This window comes from Streptomyces sp. NTD91, assembly GCF_059510455.1.
Map to the genome: position 1 here is coordinate 34,476 of NZ_JCAJZW010000034.1, position 20,204 is coordinate 54,679.

Consider the following 20,204-nt stretch of genomic DNA (forward strand, 5'->3'; position numbering starts at 1 on the left):
TCGGGGCGCGGGGCGAGCGCGGGCCCCGCCGGGTCGCGTGTCCCGGTGGGGCGTACCGCGGGCGGAAGGCCGTCACCTGCCTCCCCGGGCGTGTCGGGCGATGTGCCGCAGTGCGGTGGCGAACTCCTCCGCCACCCGGCGTACCGCCGCCGTGTCGTGCATGCCCGGGCGGTGGTGCCAGCCGAAGGCGAGGCGGCCGTGCTGCACCGCGCCCACCACTTCCAGGGGATGCGATCCGGGGTCCCTGGGGTCGTGGTCCTGCCCGAAGGAGCCGTGCTCGGCACGCACCAGGCCGCCGTCCGCCGTCTCGGGGCGGGCGTCCCACTGGCCGAGGTAGTTGAAGACCACCTGGCTGTGCGCGGCGCGGCCGAGCCGCTCGCGGACCTCGGGCGGGCCGAAGACGCGCAGCGCGCCGAAGCCGATGCCGCCCCCCGGTACGGCGCGCAGCTGCCGGCGCACCGACTTCACCAGGGACCGCCAGTCCCGGTCGGGGCCGAGGTCCTCGGGGCCGGGCACCCGCAGGGCGACCGGATGGACGGTGGTGAACCAGCCGACGGTGCGCGAGAGGTCGACCCCGTCGAACAGTTCCTCCCGGCCGTGGCCCTCCAGGTCCAGGCGGACCCGGTCCCGTCCGGTCCAGCGGGCCAGTGCCAGGGCGAGCGCGGTGAGCAGCACGTCGTTCACCCGGGTGCGGTAGGCGGTCGGCGCGGAACGCAGCAGAGCGACGGTGTCCTCCTCGTCGAGTTCCACGCTCACCACGGCGGCCCCGGCCGCCTCGCCGGCCGGCGCCGACTCCGCCGGGGCGGGCGCGGCCTGCACCGCCTCCTGCCAGTACGGCAGTTCGTGGTCGAGTCCGCCGTCGGCGACGTGTGCCGCGAGTCTGCGCGCCCAGTCGCGGAAGCTGGTGCTCCGCTCCCCCAGCCGGACCGGCCCGCCGTGCAGTGCCAGCCGGTAGGCGGTCTCCAGGTCGTCGCGCAGGATGCGCCAGGAGACGGCGTCGACGACCAGGTGGTGAGCGACGAGCAGGAGGAACACGGGCCGGTCCGGGTCGCCGGTGAACAGGGCCGCCCGGAGTTTCGGCCCCTCGGACAGGTCGAATCCGGTGTGCAGGTCGTCGGCGGCCTTCTCCATGGCCGCGTCGGCCTCCTCGGCGGGCAGGCCCGACAGGTCGTGATGGACGAGGACGTCGTACCGCTCGGCGGGCGGCGGGTTGAACTGCCGCCAGCCGTCCGGGCCCTCGAAGCGGCTGAACCGCATGCGCAGGGCGTCGTGGTGCTCCAGCAGGGCGTCGAGGGCCGCGCGCAGTGCCCCCTGGTCCGGGACGCCGTCGAGCTCGAGCAGTGCGGACTGGTTGAAGTGGTGGTGGGCGGCGCGCGGAGTGGTCAGGAACCACTGCTGGATCGGGGTGAGGGGCACCTCGCCGGTCACCGGTCCGTCCTGCGTCCGCCGGGGCGCGGTCCGCACCACGCCGGCGAGTTCGGCGACCGTCTGGTGGGTGAACAGGTCGCGGGTGGCCACGTGCAGGCCGTCCCGGCGCAGCCGCGACACGACCTGCATGGTCAGGATGGAGTCGCCGCCGAGGGCGAAGAAGTTGTCCTCGGCGCCGATCTCCTCGATGCCGAGCACGTCGGACCAGATCCGGGCGATGCGCCGCTCGGTGTCGGTGCGCGGAGGGACACGCCGGCCGTCGGCCGCCTGGCCCGGCCCCGGTGCGGGCAGGGCGTGCCGGTCCGTCTTGCCGTTCGGGGTGAGCGGCAGCCGAGGGAGCGGCACGAAGACCGACGGCACCATGTGCGGGGGCAGCAGCCCGGCCAGGTACTCGCGCAGTTCGCCGACGGGCACTGTGCCGGCGGCCGGGTCGGCCGGTACGACGTAGGCCACGAGCCGGACGGGTCCGGCGGGAGCCCCTTCCCTCGGCGCGTCGGCGCGTACGGCGACGGCCGCGTCCCGCACCAGGGGGCTGCGGCGCAACGCGGCCTCGATCTCGCCCGGTTCGATGCGGAAGCCGCGCAGTTTGACCTGCTCGTCGGCGCGCCCGGCGAACCGGAGCAGGCCGTCGGCGCTCCACCGCACCAGGTCCCCGGTGCGGTACATCCGCTCCCCCGGCGCGCCGAACGGGTCGGCGACGAACCGCTCGGCGGTCAGCCCCGGACGACCCAGGTAGCCACGAGCCAGTCCGGGACCCGCGAGGTACAACTCTCCCCTCACGCCGGCCGGTACGGGACGCAGGTCGGCGTCGAGGACGTACACGCGGGCCCCGGCGGCGGGCCGGCCGATGGGCGGGGCACCCGTGCCGGGGGCCAGCGGGCCGGTCCAGGTGGCGACCACGGTGGCCTCGGTGGGCCCGTAGGAGTTGATCATCCGTCGGCCGGGGGCCCAGGTGTCGACCAGGTCGGCCGGGCAGGCCTCGGCACCGACGATCAGCGTGCGCAGCGCGGGCAGGGCGCCGGCGGTGTCGGGGGGCACGGTTGCCAGTGCGGCGGGCGGGATCAGTGTGTGGCTGACCCGTCGCTCGGCGAGCACCTCGGCCAGCCGCTCGCCGACCAGCGGTCCTTCCTCACCGGTGACCAGGGCGGCTCCGCTGAGCAGGGAGACGCACAGCTCCAGCACAGAGGCGTCGAAGCTGGGGGAGGCGAACTGCAGCACCCGGTCGCCGGGGCCCGCCGCGTACTGCCCGGCCGCGGCCGCGGCGAAGGAGGCGAGGCCCCGGTGGGTCACCACCACACCCTTGGGCGTGCCGGTGGAGCCGGAGGTGTGGATGACGTAGGCGGGGTGGCCGCAGCTGAGCGGGCTCGTGCGGTCGGCGTCCGTGGGCGCGGTGTCGGGCCCCTCGGCGGCCCAGGCCCCGGCGGGATCGTCGAGCACCAGGTGGGCGTGCGCGTCGCGGATCATGAACGCCCTGCGCTGCGGCGGGTAGTTCGGGTCCACCGGGAGGAAGGCGCCACCGGCCTTGGTGACGGCGAGCTGGGCCACCACCGTCTCCGCCGAGCGGGGCAGCGCCAGGGCCACCACCCGCTCCGGCCCGACGCCCGCCCCGATCAGCCGGTGGGCCAGCCGGTTGGCGGCCCGGTCCAGCTCCGCGTACGTCAGCTGCCGGTCGCCGTCGATCAGCGCGACCGCGTCCGGAGTGCGGGCCGCCTGCCGCTCGAAGAGGGCCGGCAGGGTCGTCTCGGGCACGGGTCGGAAGGTGCCGCGTCCCTGGTCGAGGAGAATCTCCAGTTCGTCCTCGGAGGCCAGCGGAAGGGCACCCAGCGGGCGCTCGGGATCCTCGGCGACGGCGGCCAGCAGCGTGCCGAGCTGACCGGCCATCCGCTCGGCGGTGGCCGTGTCGAACAGGTCGGTGTTGTAGGTGATCAGGCCGTGCAGGGCTCCGGACGGGGTCTGCGCGAACTCCAGAGTGAGGTCGAACGCCGCCTGTTGCGACTCGGGTTCGACGTCGGTGATCTCCAGGCCCGGCAGATCGAGGTCCGTGCGGGGTGTGTTCTGCAGGACGACCATGACCTGGAAGAGCGGGCTGCGGCTGGTGTCGCGGACCGGCTGGACCTCGTCCACCACCCGCTCGAACGGCACGTCCTGGTGGGCGAAGGCGTCCAGCACCGTCTGCCGCACGTCGGTGAGGAACGCGCTGAACGGCCGCTCGGCGTCGACCCGGGAGCGCAGCACCAGGGTGTTGACGAAGAACCCGACGAGGTTCTGCGTCTCGGGCCGGTCGCGGCCGGAGGTGACGGTGCCGACGGCGATGTCCTGCCCGCCGGTGAGCCGGGCCAGATAGGTCTGCGCGGCGGCGACGAGCGTGGTGAACAGGGTCGTGCCCCGGTCCCGGGCCAGTCGGGTCAGGCGCCGGGCGGTCCGGGCGGGCAGCACCAGCCGGGCCGTGGCACCGCTGCTGGTGCGCACCGGCGGCCGGGGCCGGTCGGCGGGCAGCTCCAGGGTTTCGGTGTCGGCCAGTCGCTTTTTCCAGTAGGCGAGTTGCTCGTCCGCGCCTGCGCCGCCGGTCGTACGCTGCCAGTGGGCGTAGTCGGCGTACTGCACGGGAAGCGACGGCAACTCATCCGTTTCCAGGCCCAGTTCATGACGGTAGAGGTGAGCGAGGTCGCCCAGCAGCAGCGAGGTCGACCAGCCGTCGGTGACGATGTGGTGCAGGGTGAGGGTCAGGACGTGCTGGTCGTCGGCGAGCCGGACCAGACCGGCGCGCAGCAGGGGGCCCTCGCGCAGGTCGAAGGGGCGGGTGCGCTCTTCGGCGAGCAGCCGCCGCAGGGCCGGCTCGCGTGCGGCGACCGGCAGCCCGGACAGGTCCCGTGAGGACAGCGGCACGTCGTGCGGCGGGTGGACGATCTGGACGCCGTGGCCGTCGACGCCGTCGAAGGTGGTGCGCAGGGACTCGTGCCGGGCCACCAGGGCGGTGAGCGCGGCGCCGAGGGCACCGGGGTTCAGGGTGCCGTGCAGCCGCAGGGCGAGCGCGGTGATGTACTCGGCGCCGCCGGGCGCGAACTCCTCCAGGAACCACAGGCGTTGCTGGGCGTAGGACATCGGGGCGGCCGTGTCGCGGGCGACCGGGACGATGGCCGGGCGGCCGGTGCCCGCGTGGTCGGCGAGCAGCCTCGCCAGGGCGGCGGGCGTGGTGTGGGTGAACACCTCCCGGGGGGTGAGCTCGGCGGTGAAGGCCTCGGCCAGCCGGGAGGCCAGCCGGATGCTGAGGATCGAGTCGCCGCCCAGCTGGAAGAAGTCGTCCTCCACGCCGGGGGGTTCGACGCCGAGCACCTCCGCGAAGATCTCTGCCGTGCGGCGCTCGGCCTCGGTGCGCGGTTCGACGTGCTCGTGTCCCGCGAGGACCTCCGGAGCGGGCAGGGCGGCCCGGTCCAGTTTGCCGTTGCCGCTGAGCGGAAGGGCGTCGAGCCGCACGAATGCGGACGGCACGAGGTAGTCAGGCAGGGTGCGGCCGGCGAAGGCGCGCAGTTCCTCGGGCTCCTGGCCCGCCGGGCCGACGACGTAGGCGACCAGCCGCTTGGCGCCCGGCCGGTCCTCGCGGGCCAGCACGGCGACGTCCTGGACGTCCGGGTGGGCGGCGAGCACGGCCTCGGCCTCGCCGGGCTCCACCCGGAACCCGCGGATCTTCACCTGGTCGTCGGCGCGGCCGAGGAACTCGACGGTGCCGTCGGGGCGTCGCCGGACCAGGTCGCCGGTGCGGTACATGCGGCTGCCGGGCGGGCCGACGGGGTCGGCGAGGAAGCGGCCGGCGGTGTCGCCGGGACGGCCCAGGTAGCCGCGGGCCACGCCCTCGCCTGCGACGAACAGTTCACCCGCGCAGCCCGGGGGTACGGGCCGCAGCCGGGCGTCGAGGACGTGGATCCGCAGGTCGTCCAGCGGGTGGCCGATGGGCACGGTGTCCGGCACCGCCGTCGCGTCCGCGAGCGGGAAGGAGGTGGCGAAGGTGGTGGTCTCCGTCGGTCCGTAGCCGTCCACCACGGTCAGTCCCGGGCAGGCGGCCAGTACCCGGCGTACGGCCGGGGCGGGGACGACGTCGCCGCCGGTCCACACCTGCCTCAGCCGCCGGAAGCAGTCCGGCGCGTCCTGCGCGAGCAGCCGGAAGAGCCCCGCCGTCAGCCACAGCGCCGTCAGCCCCTCCTCGTCGGTCAGCCGCCGCACCAGGGCCGCGTCCACGCTCCCGGCGGGCGCCACGACCACGCAGCCGCCGGTGAGGAGCGGCGCCCACACCTCGAAGGTGGCGGCGTCGAACGCCGACGGCGAGTGGAGCAGCACCCGTGCGCACGTCCCGCCGGCGAAGCGGCTGTCGGTGGCCAGCGCCGCCACGTCGCGATGCCGTACCGCCACCGCCTTGGGCCGGCCGGTGGAGCCGGAGGTGAACATCACGTACGCCAGCCGGTCGGGGTCGGCCGGCAGCGGCTCGCCCGCGGCGCCGGCTTTGGGGCCCTGGGCGGACGCACGGCTCCCCGTGGCGGGGTCGGTGGCCTCGGAGGGGGACGGGTCGCCCGACGCGTCCGGTGCCGGGGCGGTGGGCGGATGCGGCCGGTCCGAGGCGCCGGCCTCGCGGGCGGCCCGTGGGCGCGGTTCCTCCGCGAAGGCGCCGGCCGGGCCGGTCGGCGGCGTGACGCCGTTCGTTCCGTCGGCGCGCGCGGCGCTGACCTCTGCCGGGGTGAGCCGCACGGTCACGCCCGCCTGAGCGAGCAGCGCCGTCCGGCGTTCCTCGGGGGCCCGCATGTCGACGGGCACGTACGCGCCGCCTGCCATGAGCACGGCGAGCTGGGCGACGACGAGTTCGGCCGAGCGGTCCATCAGCAGGGCCACGCGGTCCTCAGGGGCAAGGCCGTCGGCCCGCAGCCGGGCTGCGAGCCGCCCGGCCCAGCCGGCCAGCTCGCGGAAGGTGAGCCCGCGGCCGCCGTCGCGCACCGCGTCCGCATCCGGGGTGCGGCGGGCCTGTTCGGCGAACAGGTCCACCGGGCTGCGCGGGTCCGCCGGACGGGCGGTGGTGTTCCAGGACGCCAGCAGCCCTCGGTCGGCCGGGGTGAGCGGGTCGAGGCCGCTCACGGTGCCGTCGAGGCCGTCGGCGAGGGCGGTGAGCAGGACGGCCAGGCGGCCCGCGGCGCGCTCCGCCGTGTCGCGGTCGAACAGCGCGGGATCGTAGGCCAGGTCGAAACCGAGGCGTTCGGTGAGGTGGGCGCGCAGGCACCACGGGAAGGTGGTGGCGTCGTCGGCGCGTACGTGAGTCACCTGAACGCCGGTGCGGGCCGTGGCCGCCTCGTCGACCGGGTAGTTCTCGAACACCACCATGCTGTCGAACAGGGCCTCACCGGGAGGCACTTCGGACACGGCGTGGATCCGGGACAGCGCGAGGAAGTGGAAGCGCCGCGCGTCGGTCTGCCGCTCCTGCAGGTCGCGCAGCCACGGCAGGACAGCGCCCTCGGGGACGCCGACCCGGGTCGGCACGGTGTTGATGAACATGCCGATCATGTCCTCCACACCGGGCAGTTCGGCCGGGCGGCCGGAGACCGTGGTGCCGAAGACCACGTCCTCACGACCCGAGGAGCGGGCCAGCAGCAGTGCCCAGGCGCCCTCGACCACGGTGTTGACGGTGAGCCGGGCGCGGGCGGCGCTCTCCCTCAGCCGTCGCGACACCTCCACGTCGAGTGCGTGATGGACGGCCGCGGCGGAGCGGGCGCGATGCGCCTCGGTGGGCGTGCGGTCGTACGGCAGCGGGGTGCGGGCGGTGAAGCCGGCGAGGGAGTTCGCCCAGTGCCGTTCGGCGGCCGTCTCGTCCTGCTCGCGCAGCCAGCGCAGGAAGTCGGCGAACGGGCGCCGCGCCGCAGGTGCGGTGCCCGGGCCGCCGGTGAGCGCCGCGTACCGCTCGCACACCTCGGTGAGCAGCCGGCCGGTGCTCCAGCCGTCGAGCGCGATGTGGTGGGTGGACCACAGCAGCAGCACCTCGTCGCCGGGCAGGGCGGCCAGGGTGAGGCGGGTGAGCGGTGCGGTGGTGAGGCCGAGGCCGGCGGCGCGGTCGGCGTCGAGCAGCCGTTCGGTCTCGCGCTCCTGTTGCGCGGCGTCCAGGTGGCGCCAGTCGAGGTGGGTGACGGGCAGCTCGGCCCGCCGGTGGACCACCTGGACCGGATGCGGCAGGCCTGCCCAGTGCACGCTGGTGCGCAGCGCGGGGGTGCGGTCGGCGACCTGCTGCCAGGCCTCGGCGAAGGCGCGCGGGTCGGCCACCCCGGACAGCCGTACGGCGGTCCGGTCGAAGTAGGCGCCCTCGGTGTCGACGAGCCCGTGGAAGAGCATGCCGGACTGGAGCGGGGTGAGCGGCAGGACGTCCTCGACGTCCCGGCCGTCTCCGACGAGCGCGTCCAGCACGTCCTGGGCGAGGCCGGCCAGGGGGAAGTCGGACGGCGTCCGGCCGCCGGCGCCGGGGCGGACGCAGTGCGCCACGATGTCACGCAGGGCCGCGAGGGTCTCCTCGGCCAGGCCGCGGACGGTGTCCTGGTCGTAGATCTCGGACGGGTAGGTCCAGCCCAGTTCGAGCCGCCCGTGCTGGACCACGCCGGTGACGTCCAGCAGATGGGCGCGGGGCTCGTCGGGGCCGGTGTCACGGCCGGACGGGGGCAGGGCCGCCCGGTAGAGGCCGTCACCGCCGTCGGCGTCCCACTGTCCGTGGTAGTTGAAGCCCACCTGCGGGACCGGGGTGCCGATCAGCGGGCTGCCGGGCACGAGGTGGCGCAGGGCGCCGTAGCTCAGGCCGTGCAGCGGGATCTCGCGCAGTTGTTCCTTGACCGAGCGCAGCGTGTCGTGCCAGCCGGCCGCCGGGTCCACGCGCAGGGCGAGGGGGAACTCGGCGGTGAACCAGCCCACCGTCCGCGACAGGTCCAGGTCCGCGAAGAGGTCCTCACGGCCGTGGCCCTCCACGCCGAGCAGCACGGTGTCACCGCCGCACCAGCGGGCCAGGGTGCGGCCCAGGGCGCTGAGAAGGACGTCGTTGACCCGGGTGCGGTAGGCCTCGGGTACCTGCCGGAGCAGGGCGCCGGTCGTCTCCGCGTCCAGCGCCACGGTGACGGTGGCGGCGGCGCCGTGGGTGTTGCGCCCGGGCCGTCCGGCGGGTGGCGCCGCGGCCTCGGCCGCGCAGATCCGTGTCCAGTACGGCAGGTCGCCGTCCAGGGCGCCGGCCCGCGTGTGCGCGGCGAGCCGCTCGGCCCAGCGGCCGTGGGAGGTGCCGGCGGGCGGCAGTTCGACCGGCTGTCCGGCCGCTGCCGCCCGGTACCCGGCCCGCAGGTCCGCCAGCAGGATGCGCCAGGACACGCCGTCGATCACCAGGTGGTGGGCGGTGACGACGAGTTGGGCGGGCGCGTCCGGGCCGGGGTCCAGGAGCAGGACGCGGACGACCCGGCCGGCGGTGGGATCGAGCGCGGCCTGCGCCTCCAGGGTCAGTCGCTGTGCCTCCGCCTCCCGTGCGGTGCCGTCGAGCCCGGTCGCGTCGTACCGGGTGAGGACGGGATCCGGCGCCTCGTCCAGCACCTCCTGGAGCCACCCGGCGCCCGTGTGGCGGAACCTCGTGCGCAGGGCCGCGTGACGGCGTACGACGGCGTCCACCGCCCGGCCCAGTGCGGACGGGTCGGTGCCCGGGGCCAGTTCCAGCCGCTGGGTCATGGTGAAGCGGAGGGGCCCGGCGGGGTCGCGGCCGTCCAGGAACCAGTGCTGGATGGGGGTGAGCGGGGCCTCGGCGGGCGGGAGGTCGTCCTCGGCTGTGAGGGCCGGCTCCGGCCGGCCCGCGGCCGACGCGAGTTCGGCCACGGTCTGGTGCCGGAAGACGTCCTTGGTGGTGAGGCCGAGGCCGGCCTGACGGGCGCGGGCGACGATCTGGATGCTGAGGATGGAGTCGCCGCCGAGCGAGAAGAAGTTGTCCCGTGCACCCACCCGTTCGACACCGAGCACCTCGGCCCAGATCGCGGCGAGGCGTTCCTCGGTGCCGGGCCGGGGGGCGACGTACGGGGTGGCGGTGTCGGGCCCGTCGGGCGGGGCGGGCAGCGCGCGCCGGTCGGTCTTGCCGCTGGTGGTGCGCGGGATGCGGGCGAGCGGGACGAAGGCGGCGGGAACCATGTGGTCGGGCAGGGTGCGGCGCAGCGCGACGCGCAGCTCGTCCCCGGCCGGGACGCGCTCGCCCGCCGGCACCACGTACCCGACGAGCATCGTACGGCCCGCGTGCTCGCGCGCGGCCACGGCGGCGTCCGCCACGTCCGGGTGCGCGAGGAGCGCGGCCTCCACCTCGCCGGGCTCGATGCGAAAGCCCCGGATCTTGACCTGGTCGTCGGCGCGGCCGAGGAACTCGAGCAGCCCGTCCCGGTCCCAGCGGCCCCGGTCGCCGGTGCGGTACATCCGCTCCCCCGGCGCGCCGAACGGGTCGGCCGGGAAGCGGGCGGCGGTCAGGCCCGGGCGGTTCGGATAGCCGCGGGCCACCTGGTCGCCGGCCAGGTACAGCTCGCCGGGCACGCCGGGCGGCACCGGGCGCAGGGCGCCGTCGAGGACGTAGGCCCGCAGGTTGCCGCCGGGGCGGCCGATGACGGGGGCGTCGGGGTGGTCGGCCGGCCGGCCGTAGACGGCGTCGACCGTGCACTCGGTCGGGCCGTACATGTTGTAGGCGGTGATCCCCAGGACCCGGTGGACCGCCGCCAGTTCACGCCAGGTCGCGGGCGGGACGGCCTCGCCGCCGACGAGCAGCAGGCCCGGGTGGTGCCGACCGGGCGCGAGCAGGCCGGCGGAGGTGAGTTCCCGCAGGAAGGACGGCGTGACGTTCACCAGGTCCAGGCGGTGTTCGGCGACCTGGGCGCAGAACGCCTCCGGGTCCAGGCGTACGTCCTCGCCGACGAGATGCACCTCGTGGCCGAGGGCGAGCAGCAGCGGCCCCTCCCAGGATGTGTCGAAGGAGAAGGACGCGCTCAGCGCGGCCCGCAGCCGGCGTCCGTCGCCGGTGTGCGGTGCGAGCAGGTGGTCGCGGTGGTCGAGGCAGAGGTTGACCAGTTGGCGGTGCTCGACGGCGACGCCCTTGGGGCGGCCGGTGGAGCCGGAGGTGTAGACGATGTAGGCCGTGTGCGCCGGCAGCAGCGGGCGGACGCGGTCGGCGTCGGTGGGGTCGTGGGCCGGCAGCCGGTCCCAGGGGACCGCGCCCAGGTCGGTCAGCACGGTGTGCGGCCGGGCGTCCTCGAACAGGAACTCGACCCGCGCGGCCGGGAGTTCCGGGTCGAGGCAGAGCAGGGTCGCGCCCGACTTGAGGACCGCGAGCAGCGCTGTCACGAGGTCGCAGGTGCGTGGCAGCCGCACCGCGACCACGCGTTCCGGTCCGGCACCGAGCTCCACGAGGTGGTGGGCGAGCCGGTTGGCCCGTTCGTTCAGCGCGGTGAAGTCGAGGGTGGCGTCGCGGGCGACGAGGGCGGTGTCGTGCGGGGTGCGCGCGGCCTGCGTCTCGAACAGGGCGGGGAAGGTGAGGTCCGGACGGGGCAGTCTCGGGCCCTCGCCCCGCCGGAGCACCTGCCGGCGTTCGGCGTCGGTCATCAGCGGCAGGTCGCCTACGGCGCGTTCCGGATCCTCGGCCACGCCCTCCGGCAGGATCCGCAGCCGGGCCGCCAGGCGCCCGGCGGTCTCCGCGTCGAACAGGCCGGTGCTGTACTCCAGGTGGGCGGTGAGGCCGCCGTCCCGTTCGACGAAGTCGAAGGCGAGGTCGAAGGTGGCGTTGCGGACCGGCGGGGTCACCGGCTCCACCTCCAGGCCGGGCAGGCGGGGTACCTCGGCGCCCAGGTTGTGCAGCGCCACCATCACCTGGAACAGCGGGGTCCGGCTGGTGTCCCGCGCCGGCTGGAGGGCGTCCACCACCCGCTCGAAGGGCACCTCCTGGTGCGCGAAGGCGTCCAGGACGGTTTCGCGCACCTGCGCCAGCAGCTCACGGAACGACAGGTCGGGACGCACCCGGGAGCGCAGCACCAACGTGTTGACGAACATGCCGACGATGTCGTGCAGTTCGGGTCGCTCCCGGCCGGCGGTGACCGTACCGACGGTCAGGTCCTCCTGGCCGGCCCAGCGGGCGAGCAGCAGCTGGCAGGCGGCCACCAGGGTCATGTAGAGGGTTGCGCCGGCCTCCCGGCCCCGCTCGGCCAGCCGGGCGGTGAGCGCCGGGGCCAGGGTGAAGGTGACCAGGGCGCCCTCGCGGGTGCGGACGGCCGGTCGGGGCCGGTCGGTGGGCAGCTGAAGCGGGGTGACTCCTTCCAGCACCCGTCGCCAGTGCGCGAGGTCGGCCTCGGCGCGCTCGGTGCGCGTGCGCTGCCAGGCGGCGTGGTCGGCGTAGCGGACGGGCAGGGCGGGCAGCTCCGGTGCACGGTGCTCGCGGGCCGCCGTGTACAGTTCGCCCAGGTCGCGGCCCAGCACGCCCAGGGACCAGCCGTCGGTGACGATGTGGTGCAGGGCCAGGACGAGGACGTGCTCCTCGGGGGCGAGGCGGGCCAGGCGGGCACGCAGCAGGGGGCCGGCGGCCAGGTCGAAGGGCGTGGCGGCCTCGCGGTCCAGGAGGGCGTCCAGGCCGGCGCGGCCGGCCGTCTCCGTCACGGGGAGGTCCACCGGGGTCGGGGGGTGGACGATCTGCCGCGCCTGTCCGTCGCGTTCGGCGAACGTCGTGCGCAGGGACTCGTGCCGGGCGACCAGACCGTCCAGTGCCGTCCGCAGGGCGGGCACGTCGAGCGGGCCTCGCAGGCGCAGCACGGACAGGGTCGTGTACTCGGTGGTGCCCGGCTCGAACCGGTCGAGGAACCACAGGCGTTGCTGGGCGTACGACAGCGGGGCCGGCGTGTCCGTGCCGGTGGCCGGGACGACGTCCTCCCGGGCGGCGGGTTCGGCGGGCGGGTCGCCGAGGGCCGCCGCGAGGTCCGCCAGGACGGGGTGGGCGAACAGCAGCCGCGGCGAGACGTGCCGGCCGAAGGCGGCGCGCAGCCGGGAGGCCACCCGCACGGCGAGCAGGGAGTCCCCGCCGAGGGCGAAGAAGCTGTCCCCGGCACCCATCTCGTGGGTGTCCAGGACGTCCGCCCACGCGGCGGCGACGAGGCGTTCGGCGCGGGTGCGCGGCGCGGTGCGCCGGCCACCGGTGGCGAACCCGTCGGGGCCCGGCGCCGGCAGGGCCCGCCGGTCCAGCTTGCCGTTGGCGGTGAGCGGCAGCGCCGGCATCGGCACGTAGGCGGCGGGCACCATGTGCGCGGGCAGCAACCGCTCCAGGTGCGAACGGAGTTCGGCCGCGGTCGGGGGCGGCGTGGCGCGCTCGCCGGTGCCGGTGCCGACGACGTGGGCCACCAGGCGCCGGGTGCCCGAGGAGTCCTCGTGCACACCGACGGTGGCGGCACCCACGCCCGGGTGGGTGTGCAGGGCGGCCTCGATCTCGCCGGGCTCGATGCGGTAGCCGCGGACCTTCAGCTGCTGGTCGGCCCGGCCCAGGTACTCCAGGGTGCCGTCGGCCCGCCGGCGGGCCCGGTCGCCGCTGCGGTACATGCGGGTGCCGGGCGGCCCGTACGGGTCGGCGAGGAAGCGGCCGGCGGTCAGGCCGGGCCGGCCCAGGTATCCGCGCGCCAGACCCTCCCCCGCCACGTACATCTCGCCCACGGCGCCGGGCGGTACGGGCCTGAGAGCGTCGTCGAGGACGTAGACGCGCAGGTCGGGAATGCCTGCGCCGAGGGGACCGGAGCCGCCGGTGCGGGTGGTGGCGCGGTCCAGCGGGGCGTGGGTGACGTGCACGGTGGTCTCGGTGATGCCGTACATGTTCACCAGACGGGGTGCGGTGTCCGGGTGGCGGTCGTACCAGGGGGCGAGCCGGGACACGTCCAGGGCCTCGCCACCGAAGATCACGGTGCGCAGGGCCAACCGGTCACCGGTGTCCGGGTGTTCGGCGTCGGCACGGATCAGCGGGTAGAACGCGGACGGCGTCTGGTTGAGGACGGTGACCCGCTCGTCGGCGAGCAGGCGCAGGAAGTCCTCCGGGGAGCGGGCGGTGTCGCCGGGGACGACGACGAGCCGGCCGCCGTGCAGCAGCGGTCCCCACAGCTCCCACACCGAGAAGTCGAAGGCATAGGAGTGGAACAGCGGCCACACGTCGTCGGCGCCGAAGCCGAACCAGTGCGCGGTGCGTGTGAACAGCCGGACCACGTTGGCGTGCGGAACGACGACGCCCTTGGGACGGCCGGTGGAGCCGGAGGTGTAGATGGCGTAGGCGGCGTTCTCGGGCAGCGGGCGGCGGGCGGGGTCCGCCGGGGGGCCGCCCGGGCGCCGGGCGAGGTCGGCGCGCACGTCGGGGTCGTCCAGACGCAACAGCGGCACGGTCGTGGCGGGCACGGCGTCGGAGGTGGTCACCAGCGCGACCGGCGCCGCGTCGGCGATCAGACGGGCGACGCGTTCGGCGGGCAGCCTCGGGTCGATCGGCAGGTAGGCGGCGCCGGTCTTCAGGACGGCGAGGACGGCCACGACCAGGTCGGTGGAGCGGGGCAGCGCGAGGGCCACGAACCGCTCGCGTCCGGCGCCCAGTTCGGTGAGCCGGTGGGCCAGCCGGCCGGCCCGGGCGTCCAGGCCGGCGTAGTCGAGACGGTCGTCGCCGCAGGTGACGGCCTCGGCGTGCGGGGTGCGGGCGGCTTGTGCCTCGAAGAGGTCGACCAGGGTGCCGGCCGGGCGGCCCCGCTCGGTGCCGTTCCAGTCCCGCAGCATGTGCCGGTCCTCGTCGGCGGTGGTCCAGGGCAGGTGGGCGAGCGGGCGGTCCGGGTCGTCGGCCAGGCCGGTCAGCAGCAGGCACAGCCGGTGCGCCAGGGTGCGTACGGTGGCGGGGTCGAACAGCCCGGGGTCGAAGGCGAGGTCGAAGCCGAGGCGTTCACCCTGGTGGGCCCGCAGCACGAGCGGGTAGTTGGTGGCATCCGTCGAGGAGACCTCGGCCAGGCGGATGCCCGAGCCGGCGGCGCCCGCCTCGTCGAAGGGGTAGTTCTCGAAGGCGACCATGCTGTCGAACAGCGCTGTTCCGGCGGGCACGTCGCTCAGCCCGGTCAGCTCGGCGAGCGACACGGCGGCGAACCGGCGCGCCTGCGCCTGTGCCTCCTGCAACTCGCGCAGCCAGGCTGTGGCGTTGCGGCGGCCGTCCACCCGGACGCGCGTCGGCAGGGTGTTGATGAACATGCCGACCATCGATTCCACGCCGGGCAGGTCGTCGGGACGGCCGGAGACCGTGGTCCCGAACAGCACGTCCGGCTCGGCGCTGTACCGCGACAGCAGCAGTGCCCAGGCGCCCTGCACCACGGTGCCGAGCGTCAGCCCGGCGGTCCGGGCGGTGCGGGCGAGCCGCGCGGACACCTGCTCCGGCAGTGCCGCCGCGTGCACACCGGCCGAGCGGCTCTCGTGTCCGAGCCGGCGGACCCGGTCGGCGGGCAGCGGGGTGGGCGTGGCGAAGCCGTCGAGGACGCGGCGCCAGTACGCGCGGGCGCCGGCGGTGTCCTGGCCGGCCAGCCAGCGGACGTAGTCGCCGAAGGGCCGTCGCACCACGGGCCGCGACACGGTGCCGGAGGTGAGCGCGGCGTACTCCTCGAAGACCTCGGTGAGCACCTGGGCCAGGCTCCAGCCGTCGAGGACCAGGTGGTGCGAGGTCCACAGCAGGTGCACGCGGGCGTCGGGCAGGCGGACGAGGGTGAGCCGCATCAGCGGCGCGGTGCCGAGGTCCAGGCCGCGCGCGAGGTCGTCGGCGCGCAGCCGCCCGAGCCGCTCCGCCCGTTCCTCGGGTGGCACTGCGCGCCAGTCCACCTGCTCGACGGGGAGCCGCACTTTCCGGCGGACGATCTGGAGGGGCGCGGGCACGTCCTCCCACACCACCGAGGTGCGCAGGGCGGGGGTGCGGTCGGCGACCCGCTGCCAGGCCACGGCCAGTGCGTCCGGGTCGGTGACGCCCTCGAGCAGGAGCGCGGCCTGGTCGACGTACACGTCGTCCGGTCCCCCGACCAGGCGGTGGAAGAGCATGCCCTCCTGGAGCGGGGTGAGCGGCAGCAGGTCCTCCACGTCCCGTCCGTCGCCGACGAGACGGTCCAGCGCCGCCTGGTCCAGCCTGGCCAGCGGGAAGTCGGAGGGCGTACGGCCGCCGGCGTCCGGGCGGGCGCAGTGCTCGGTGACGGCGGTGAGCGCCCGGACCATGGCGTCGGCGAGCGAGCGCACCGTCTCCGGCCGGTGCACCTGGTCGCTGTAGTGCCAGGTGATCTCCAGTTCGCCGTCGGTCACCGCGGCGGAGACGTCCAGCAGGTGGTCCAGCGGTTCACCGGGGTCCGTGTCCCGGCCGGGTACGTCGGCGGTGGGTGCGAAGTCCCGGTCGGCGGAGGTCTCCCACTGCCCGTGGTAGGTGAAGCAGACGCCGGGCAGCGGCAGGTCGCGCAGGGCGCGGACCTCGGGCCGGGGTGAGCCGAGGTGGGCCAGGGCCTGGTGGCCGAGGCCGCGGCGGGGCACGGCCCGCAGCTGCTCCTTGACGGCCTTGAGGGTGGCGCCCCAGTCGGCCGGTTCCGCCGGGGTGAGGGTGACCGGGTACTGGGTGGTGAACCAGCCGACCGTCCGGGACAGATCGGCGCCCGCGACCAGGTCCTCCTCGCGGCCGTGGCCCTCCAGGGCGACGGTCACCCGCTCGGTGCCCGTCCAGTCGGCCAGCACCCGGCTCAGCGCGCTCAGCAGCACGTCGTTCACCTGGGTGCGGTACACGCCCGGCACCCGGCGCAGCAGGGCCTCGGTGACGGCGCGGTCGACGCGGGTGCGCACGGTGCGCACCGTTCCGGCGAGCGGGGTGCCGGGCAGGTCCACGGGCAGCGGGGTGCGTGGCCGTGCGGCCTCGGCCGTCCAGTACGGCAGGTCGTCGTCCAGCTCGCCGGCCCGTACCCGCTCGGCCAGCCCGCGCGACCAGTCCGTGAACGGGGTCTGCTCGGGCTCCAGTCGCGGGTCCTCGCCGGCCGCGATCTGCCGGTAGGCGCGTTTCAGGTCGGTGAGCAGCACACGCCAGGACACACTGTCGACGGCGAGGTGATGGGCCGTCAGGAACAGTCGGGGCCGGTCGGCCCGGGGCAGCAGGACGGCGCGCAGCAAAGCCCCCGTGGCCGGGTCCAGGGCCGCGCGCGCGGCGTCGGCGGCCTCGGCGGGCGTGGCGTCCGGGACGGTCCGGGTCAGCAGTCCGGTGGCGGTCGCCGCGGCCGGCTGCTGTCGCCAGGAGTCCTCGGTGCGGGTGAACCGGGTGCGCAGCGCCGGGTGCCCGGCGACGACGGCCTGCAGCGCCCGTTCCAGCGCTCGTTCGTCGAGGTCGCGGGGCAGGTCGAGCAGCATCGACATGCTGAAGTGCCTCAGCGGGCCGTGTGTGGCGAGGAACCACTCCTGGACGGGCGTCAGGGGTGCGGGCCCGTCGTCGTACGGTCGCCGGGGCGCGGGTACGGGGGTGGTGCGGCGGGCCGACGCCGCGGCCAGGTCGGCGATCGTCTGATGGCGGAAGACGTCCTGGGAGGCGAGGTGCAGCCCGGCGGCGCGGGCGCGCGAGACAGCCTGGATGCTCAGGATCGAGTCGCCGCCGAGCTCGAAGAAGTTGTCGGTGACACCCACCCTGGTCACGCCCAGCACCTCGGCCCAGATGCCGGCCAGGGTCTTCTCGGCGGGGGTGCGCGGGGCGACGAACTCGTTTTCACGCTCGGCGCCTTCGAAGTCCGGGGCGGGCAGGGCGCGGCGGTCCAGTTTGCCACTGGTGGTCAGCGGCAGCGTGTCGAGCGCGGTGAAGGAGGAGGGCACCATGTGGTCGGGCAGGACGGACCGCAGGCCCGCCCGCAGGTCGGCCGGGGCGGGCCGGGACGCGCCGGGCGCCGGGACCACGTAGGCGGCCAGGCGCGTGTGACCGTGCCGGTCCGGTACGGCGGCGACCGCGGCCGCCCCGACCCCGGGCAGGTCGAGCAGGGCCGCCTCGATCTCCCCGGGCTCGATGCGGTGGCCGCGCACCTTGACCTGGTCGTCCGCGCGTCCGAGGTAGTCGATGCGGCCGTCCGCCGTCCAGCGGGCCAGGTCGCCGGTGCGGTACATGCGGGTGCCGGGCGGCCCGTAGGGGTCCGGCAGGAAGCGGGCCGCGGTCAGGGCCGGCCGGTGGGTGTAGCCCCGGGCCAGCTGCTCGCCGGCCAGGTACAGCTCGCCGCCGACACCGGGCGGCACCGGCCGGAGCCGGTCGTCGAGGACGTAGGCCCGTACGTTGGGCAGGGGGCGGCCCACCAGCGGACGGCTCTCGCCCTCGATGCGGCAGGACAGCGCGTCCACCGTGCACTCGGTGGGACCGTAGAAGTTGTACGCGGCCACGCCGGGGTGTGCGGCCAGTTCGCGCCAGAGCGCCGGGCCGGCCGCCTCTCCGCCGAGCATCAGCACCCGCGGGTGGTGGCGGGGGTCGGCGAGGAGCCCGGCGGGCAGCAGCTGCCGCAGATAGGAGGGGGTCACGTCGAGGAAGTCGACGCGGTGCTCCACGACGTACTCGACCAGGGCGGCCGGGTCCGTCCGGGTCGTCTCGTCCACGAGGTGCAGCGGGTGGCCGTCGGCCATCAGCAGCACGCCCTCGAGGGAGGTGTCGAAGGAGAAGGACGCGGTGAGCGCGACCCGCAGCGGGCCGCCGCCCGCGTCGGCGACGAACCCGGTGCGGTGGGCGGCCAGCAGGTTGACGGCCGAGCGGTGCTCGACGGCGACGCCCTTGGGACGGCCGCTGGAGCCAGAGGTGAAGATGACGTACGCGGTGTTCCGCGGGTGCAGCGGGGCGCGGCGGTCGGCGTCCGTGGGGTCGCCGTCCGGGCCCTCGGCGGGTATGTCCCGCAGTGCGGCCTCGTCCAGGACGAGGGCCGGACGGGCGTCCTGCAGGAGATGGCGGACGCGTTCCTCGGGCAGGGCCGGGTCCAGGGGCAGATGGCCGGCGCCGGACTTCCAGACGGCGAGCATCGCGACGATCATGTCGGCGGTGCGTGGCAGCCGCAGTGCGACGAGCCGTTCGGGACCGGCGCCGCGGGCGATGAGGTGGTGGGCGAGCCGGTTGGCGCGGGCGTTGAGCGTGGCGTAGTCGAGGCGTTCACGGCCGGCGACCAGGGCGAGCGCGTCGGGTGTCAGGGCCGCCCGGCGCTCGAAGAGATCGGGCCAGGTGGTGTCCCCGACCGGCCGCGCGGTGGCGTTCCAGTCGCGCGTGACCTGCCGGGCCTCCCGTTCGCAGAGCAGGGGCAGGGTGCCGAGCGGCCGGTCCGGTTCTCCGGCGGCGCTCTCCAGCAGTCGCAGCAGCTGCCCGGCCATGCGCGCGGCCGTCGCCGGGCCGAACAGGTCGGTGCGGTACTCCAGCAGGCCGGTCAGGCCGTCGCCGTCGGGGACGAACTCGACGCTCAGATCGAAGGTGGCCGTCTGCCGGGGCACGGCGACCGGCGCGGTGGCGAGCCCGTGCGGGGCGGTGGCGGCGGGCGGGTCGGGATGGAGCAGGACCATCACGTCGAACAGCGGGTTGCGGCCCGCCTCGCGGGGTGCGCCGGCCACCTCCACGATCCGCTCGAAGGGCGTGTCGCCGTGTGCGAAGGCGTCGTTGACGGTTGCGGCCGCCCGCGTCAGCAGGTCGCGGAAGGAGCCGGAGGCCGGCACCGGGGTGCGCAGCACGACCGTGTTGACGAAGAAGCCGACGGCCCGCTCCAGCTCGGTGCGGGACCGGCCGGGGGTCAGGGAGCCGACGCTGATGTCGTCCTGGCCGGACCAGCGGGCCAGCAGGGCCTGGGTGCCGGCGACGAGGGCCGTGAAGAGGGTGGTGTGCTGTTCTCTCGCGAGGTCGCGCAGCCGGGCGGTGAGCGAGGCGGGGACCGTGAAGGTGTGGACGGCGCCGGCCCCGGCCTCCTCGCCGCGCCGCGGCCCGTCCAGCGGCAGTTCGGGTGCCACGGCGTTCGCCAACTGTTCCCCCCAGTGGGCGAGATGGCGCTCCAGTCGGGTGCCGGACAGCTGCTCGCGCTGCCACACCGCGAAGTCCGGGTACTGCGCGGGCACCGGCGGCAGATCGGGTGCGGCGCCCCGGGCGAGGGCGTCGTAGGCGGTGCACAGTTCGTCCAGGACGATGCTCATCGACCAGCCGTCCGTGACGATGTGATGTGCCGTCAGCAGCAGCACGTGGGAGGTCGCCGGCTCCCGCAGCAGCACCGCGCGCACCAGGGGGCCCTGGCGCAGGTCGAAGGGGCGGGAGTACTCGCTGAGCAGGGCGGCGTCGACGTCGTCCGGTTCCAGCACGGTCAGCGGCACCGGTCCGGCCGGGCGCACGGACTGCACGGGCCGTCCGTCGGCCTCGTCGAAGGTGGTGCGCAGCGCCTCGTGGCGGCCCACGACGGTGGTAAGGGCGGCCTCCAGCGCCGCCCGGTCCAGCTCGCCGGTGAGCCGCAGTGCGACGGCGCTGTTGTAGCGGGCGTCGCCGGGGTGCAGCCGGTCCAGGAACCACAGGCGCTGCTGGGCGAAGGAGAGCGGCAACGGACGGTCGCGGTCGGCGCGCGGGATCCCGCGCGCCGCCCCTGGGAGGGCACCGGCCCGTCCGGCCAGGCGTCGGCGCAGAGCCTCCCGCATCTCCTCGGGCAGCGCCTGGGCCCGGTCCCGCCTGGAGGGCTGCGGGGAACCGGAGGGGTTCGCGGGGTGCGAAGACGTCATGGTCGTCGGAT

At 75.5% G+C, this 20,204-nt stretch carries 1 protein-coding gene; it reads right to left on the reverse strand.

Annotated elements, in window-relative coordinates:
- Nucleotides 1-72: 72 nt before the first annotated feature.
- On the reverse strand, nt 73-20,193 hold the full coding sequence (locus tag AC5WRT_RS28480; protein ID WP_496100738.1) for a non-ribosomal peptide synthase/polyketide synthase: 20,121 nt from the start codon (nt 20,191-20,193) through the stop codon (nt 73-75).
- Between the last annotated feature and the right edge of the window lie 11 nt (nt 20,194-20,204).

Coding starts and splice junctions, on each gene's coding strand:
- AC5WRT_RS28480 (WP_496100738.1), bottom strand. CDS start 20,193: ATGACGTCTTCGCACCCCGCGAACCCCTCCGGTTCCCCGCAGCCCTCC.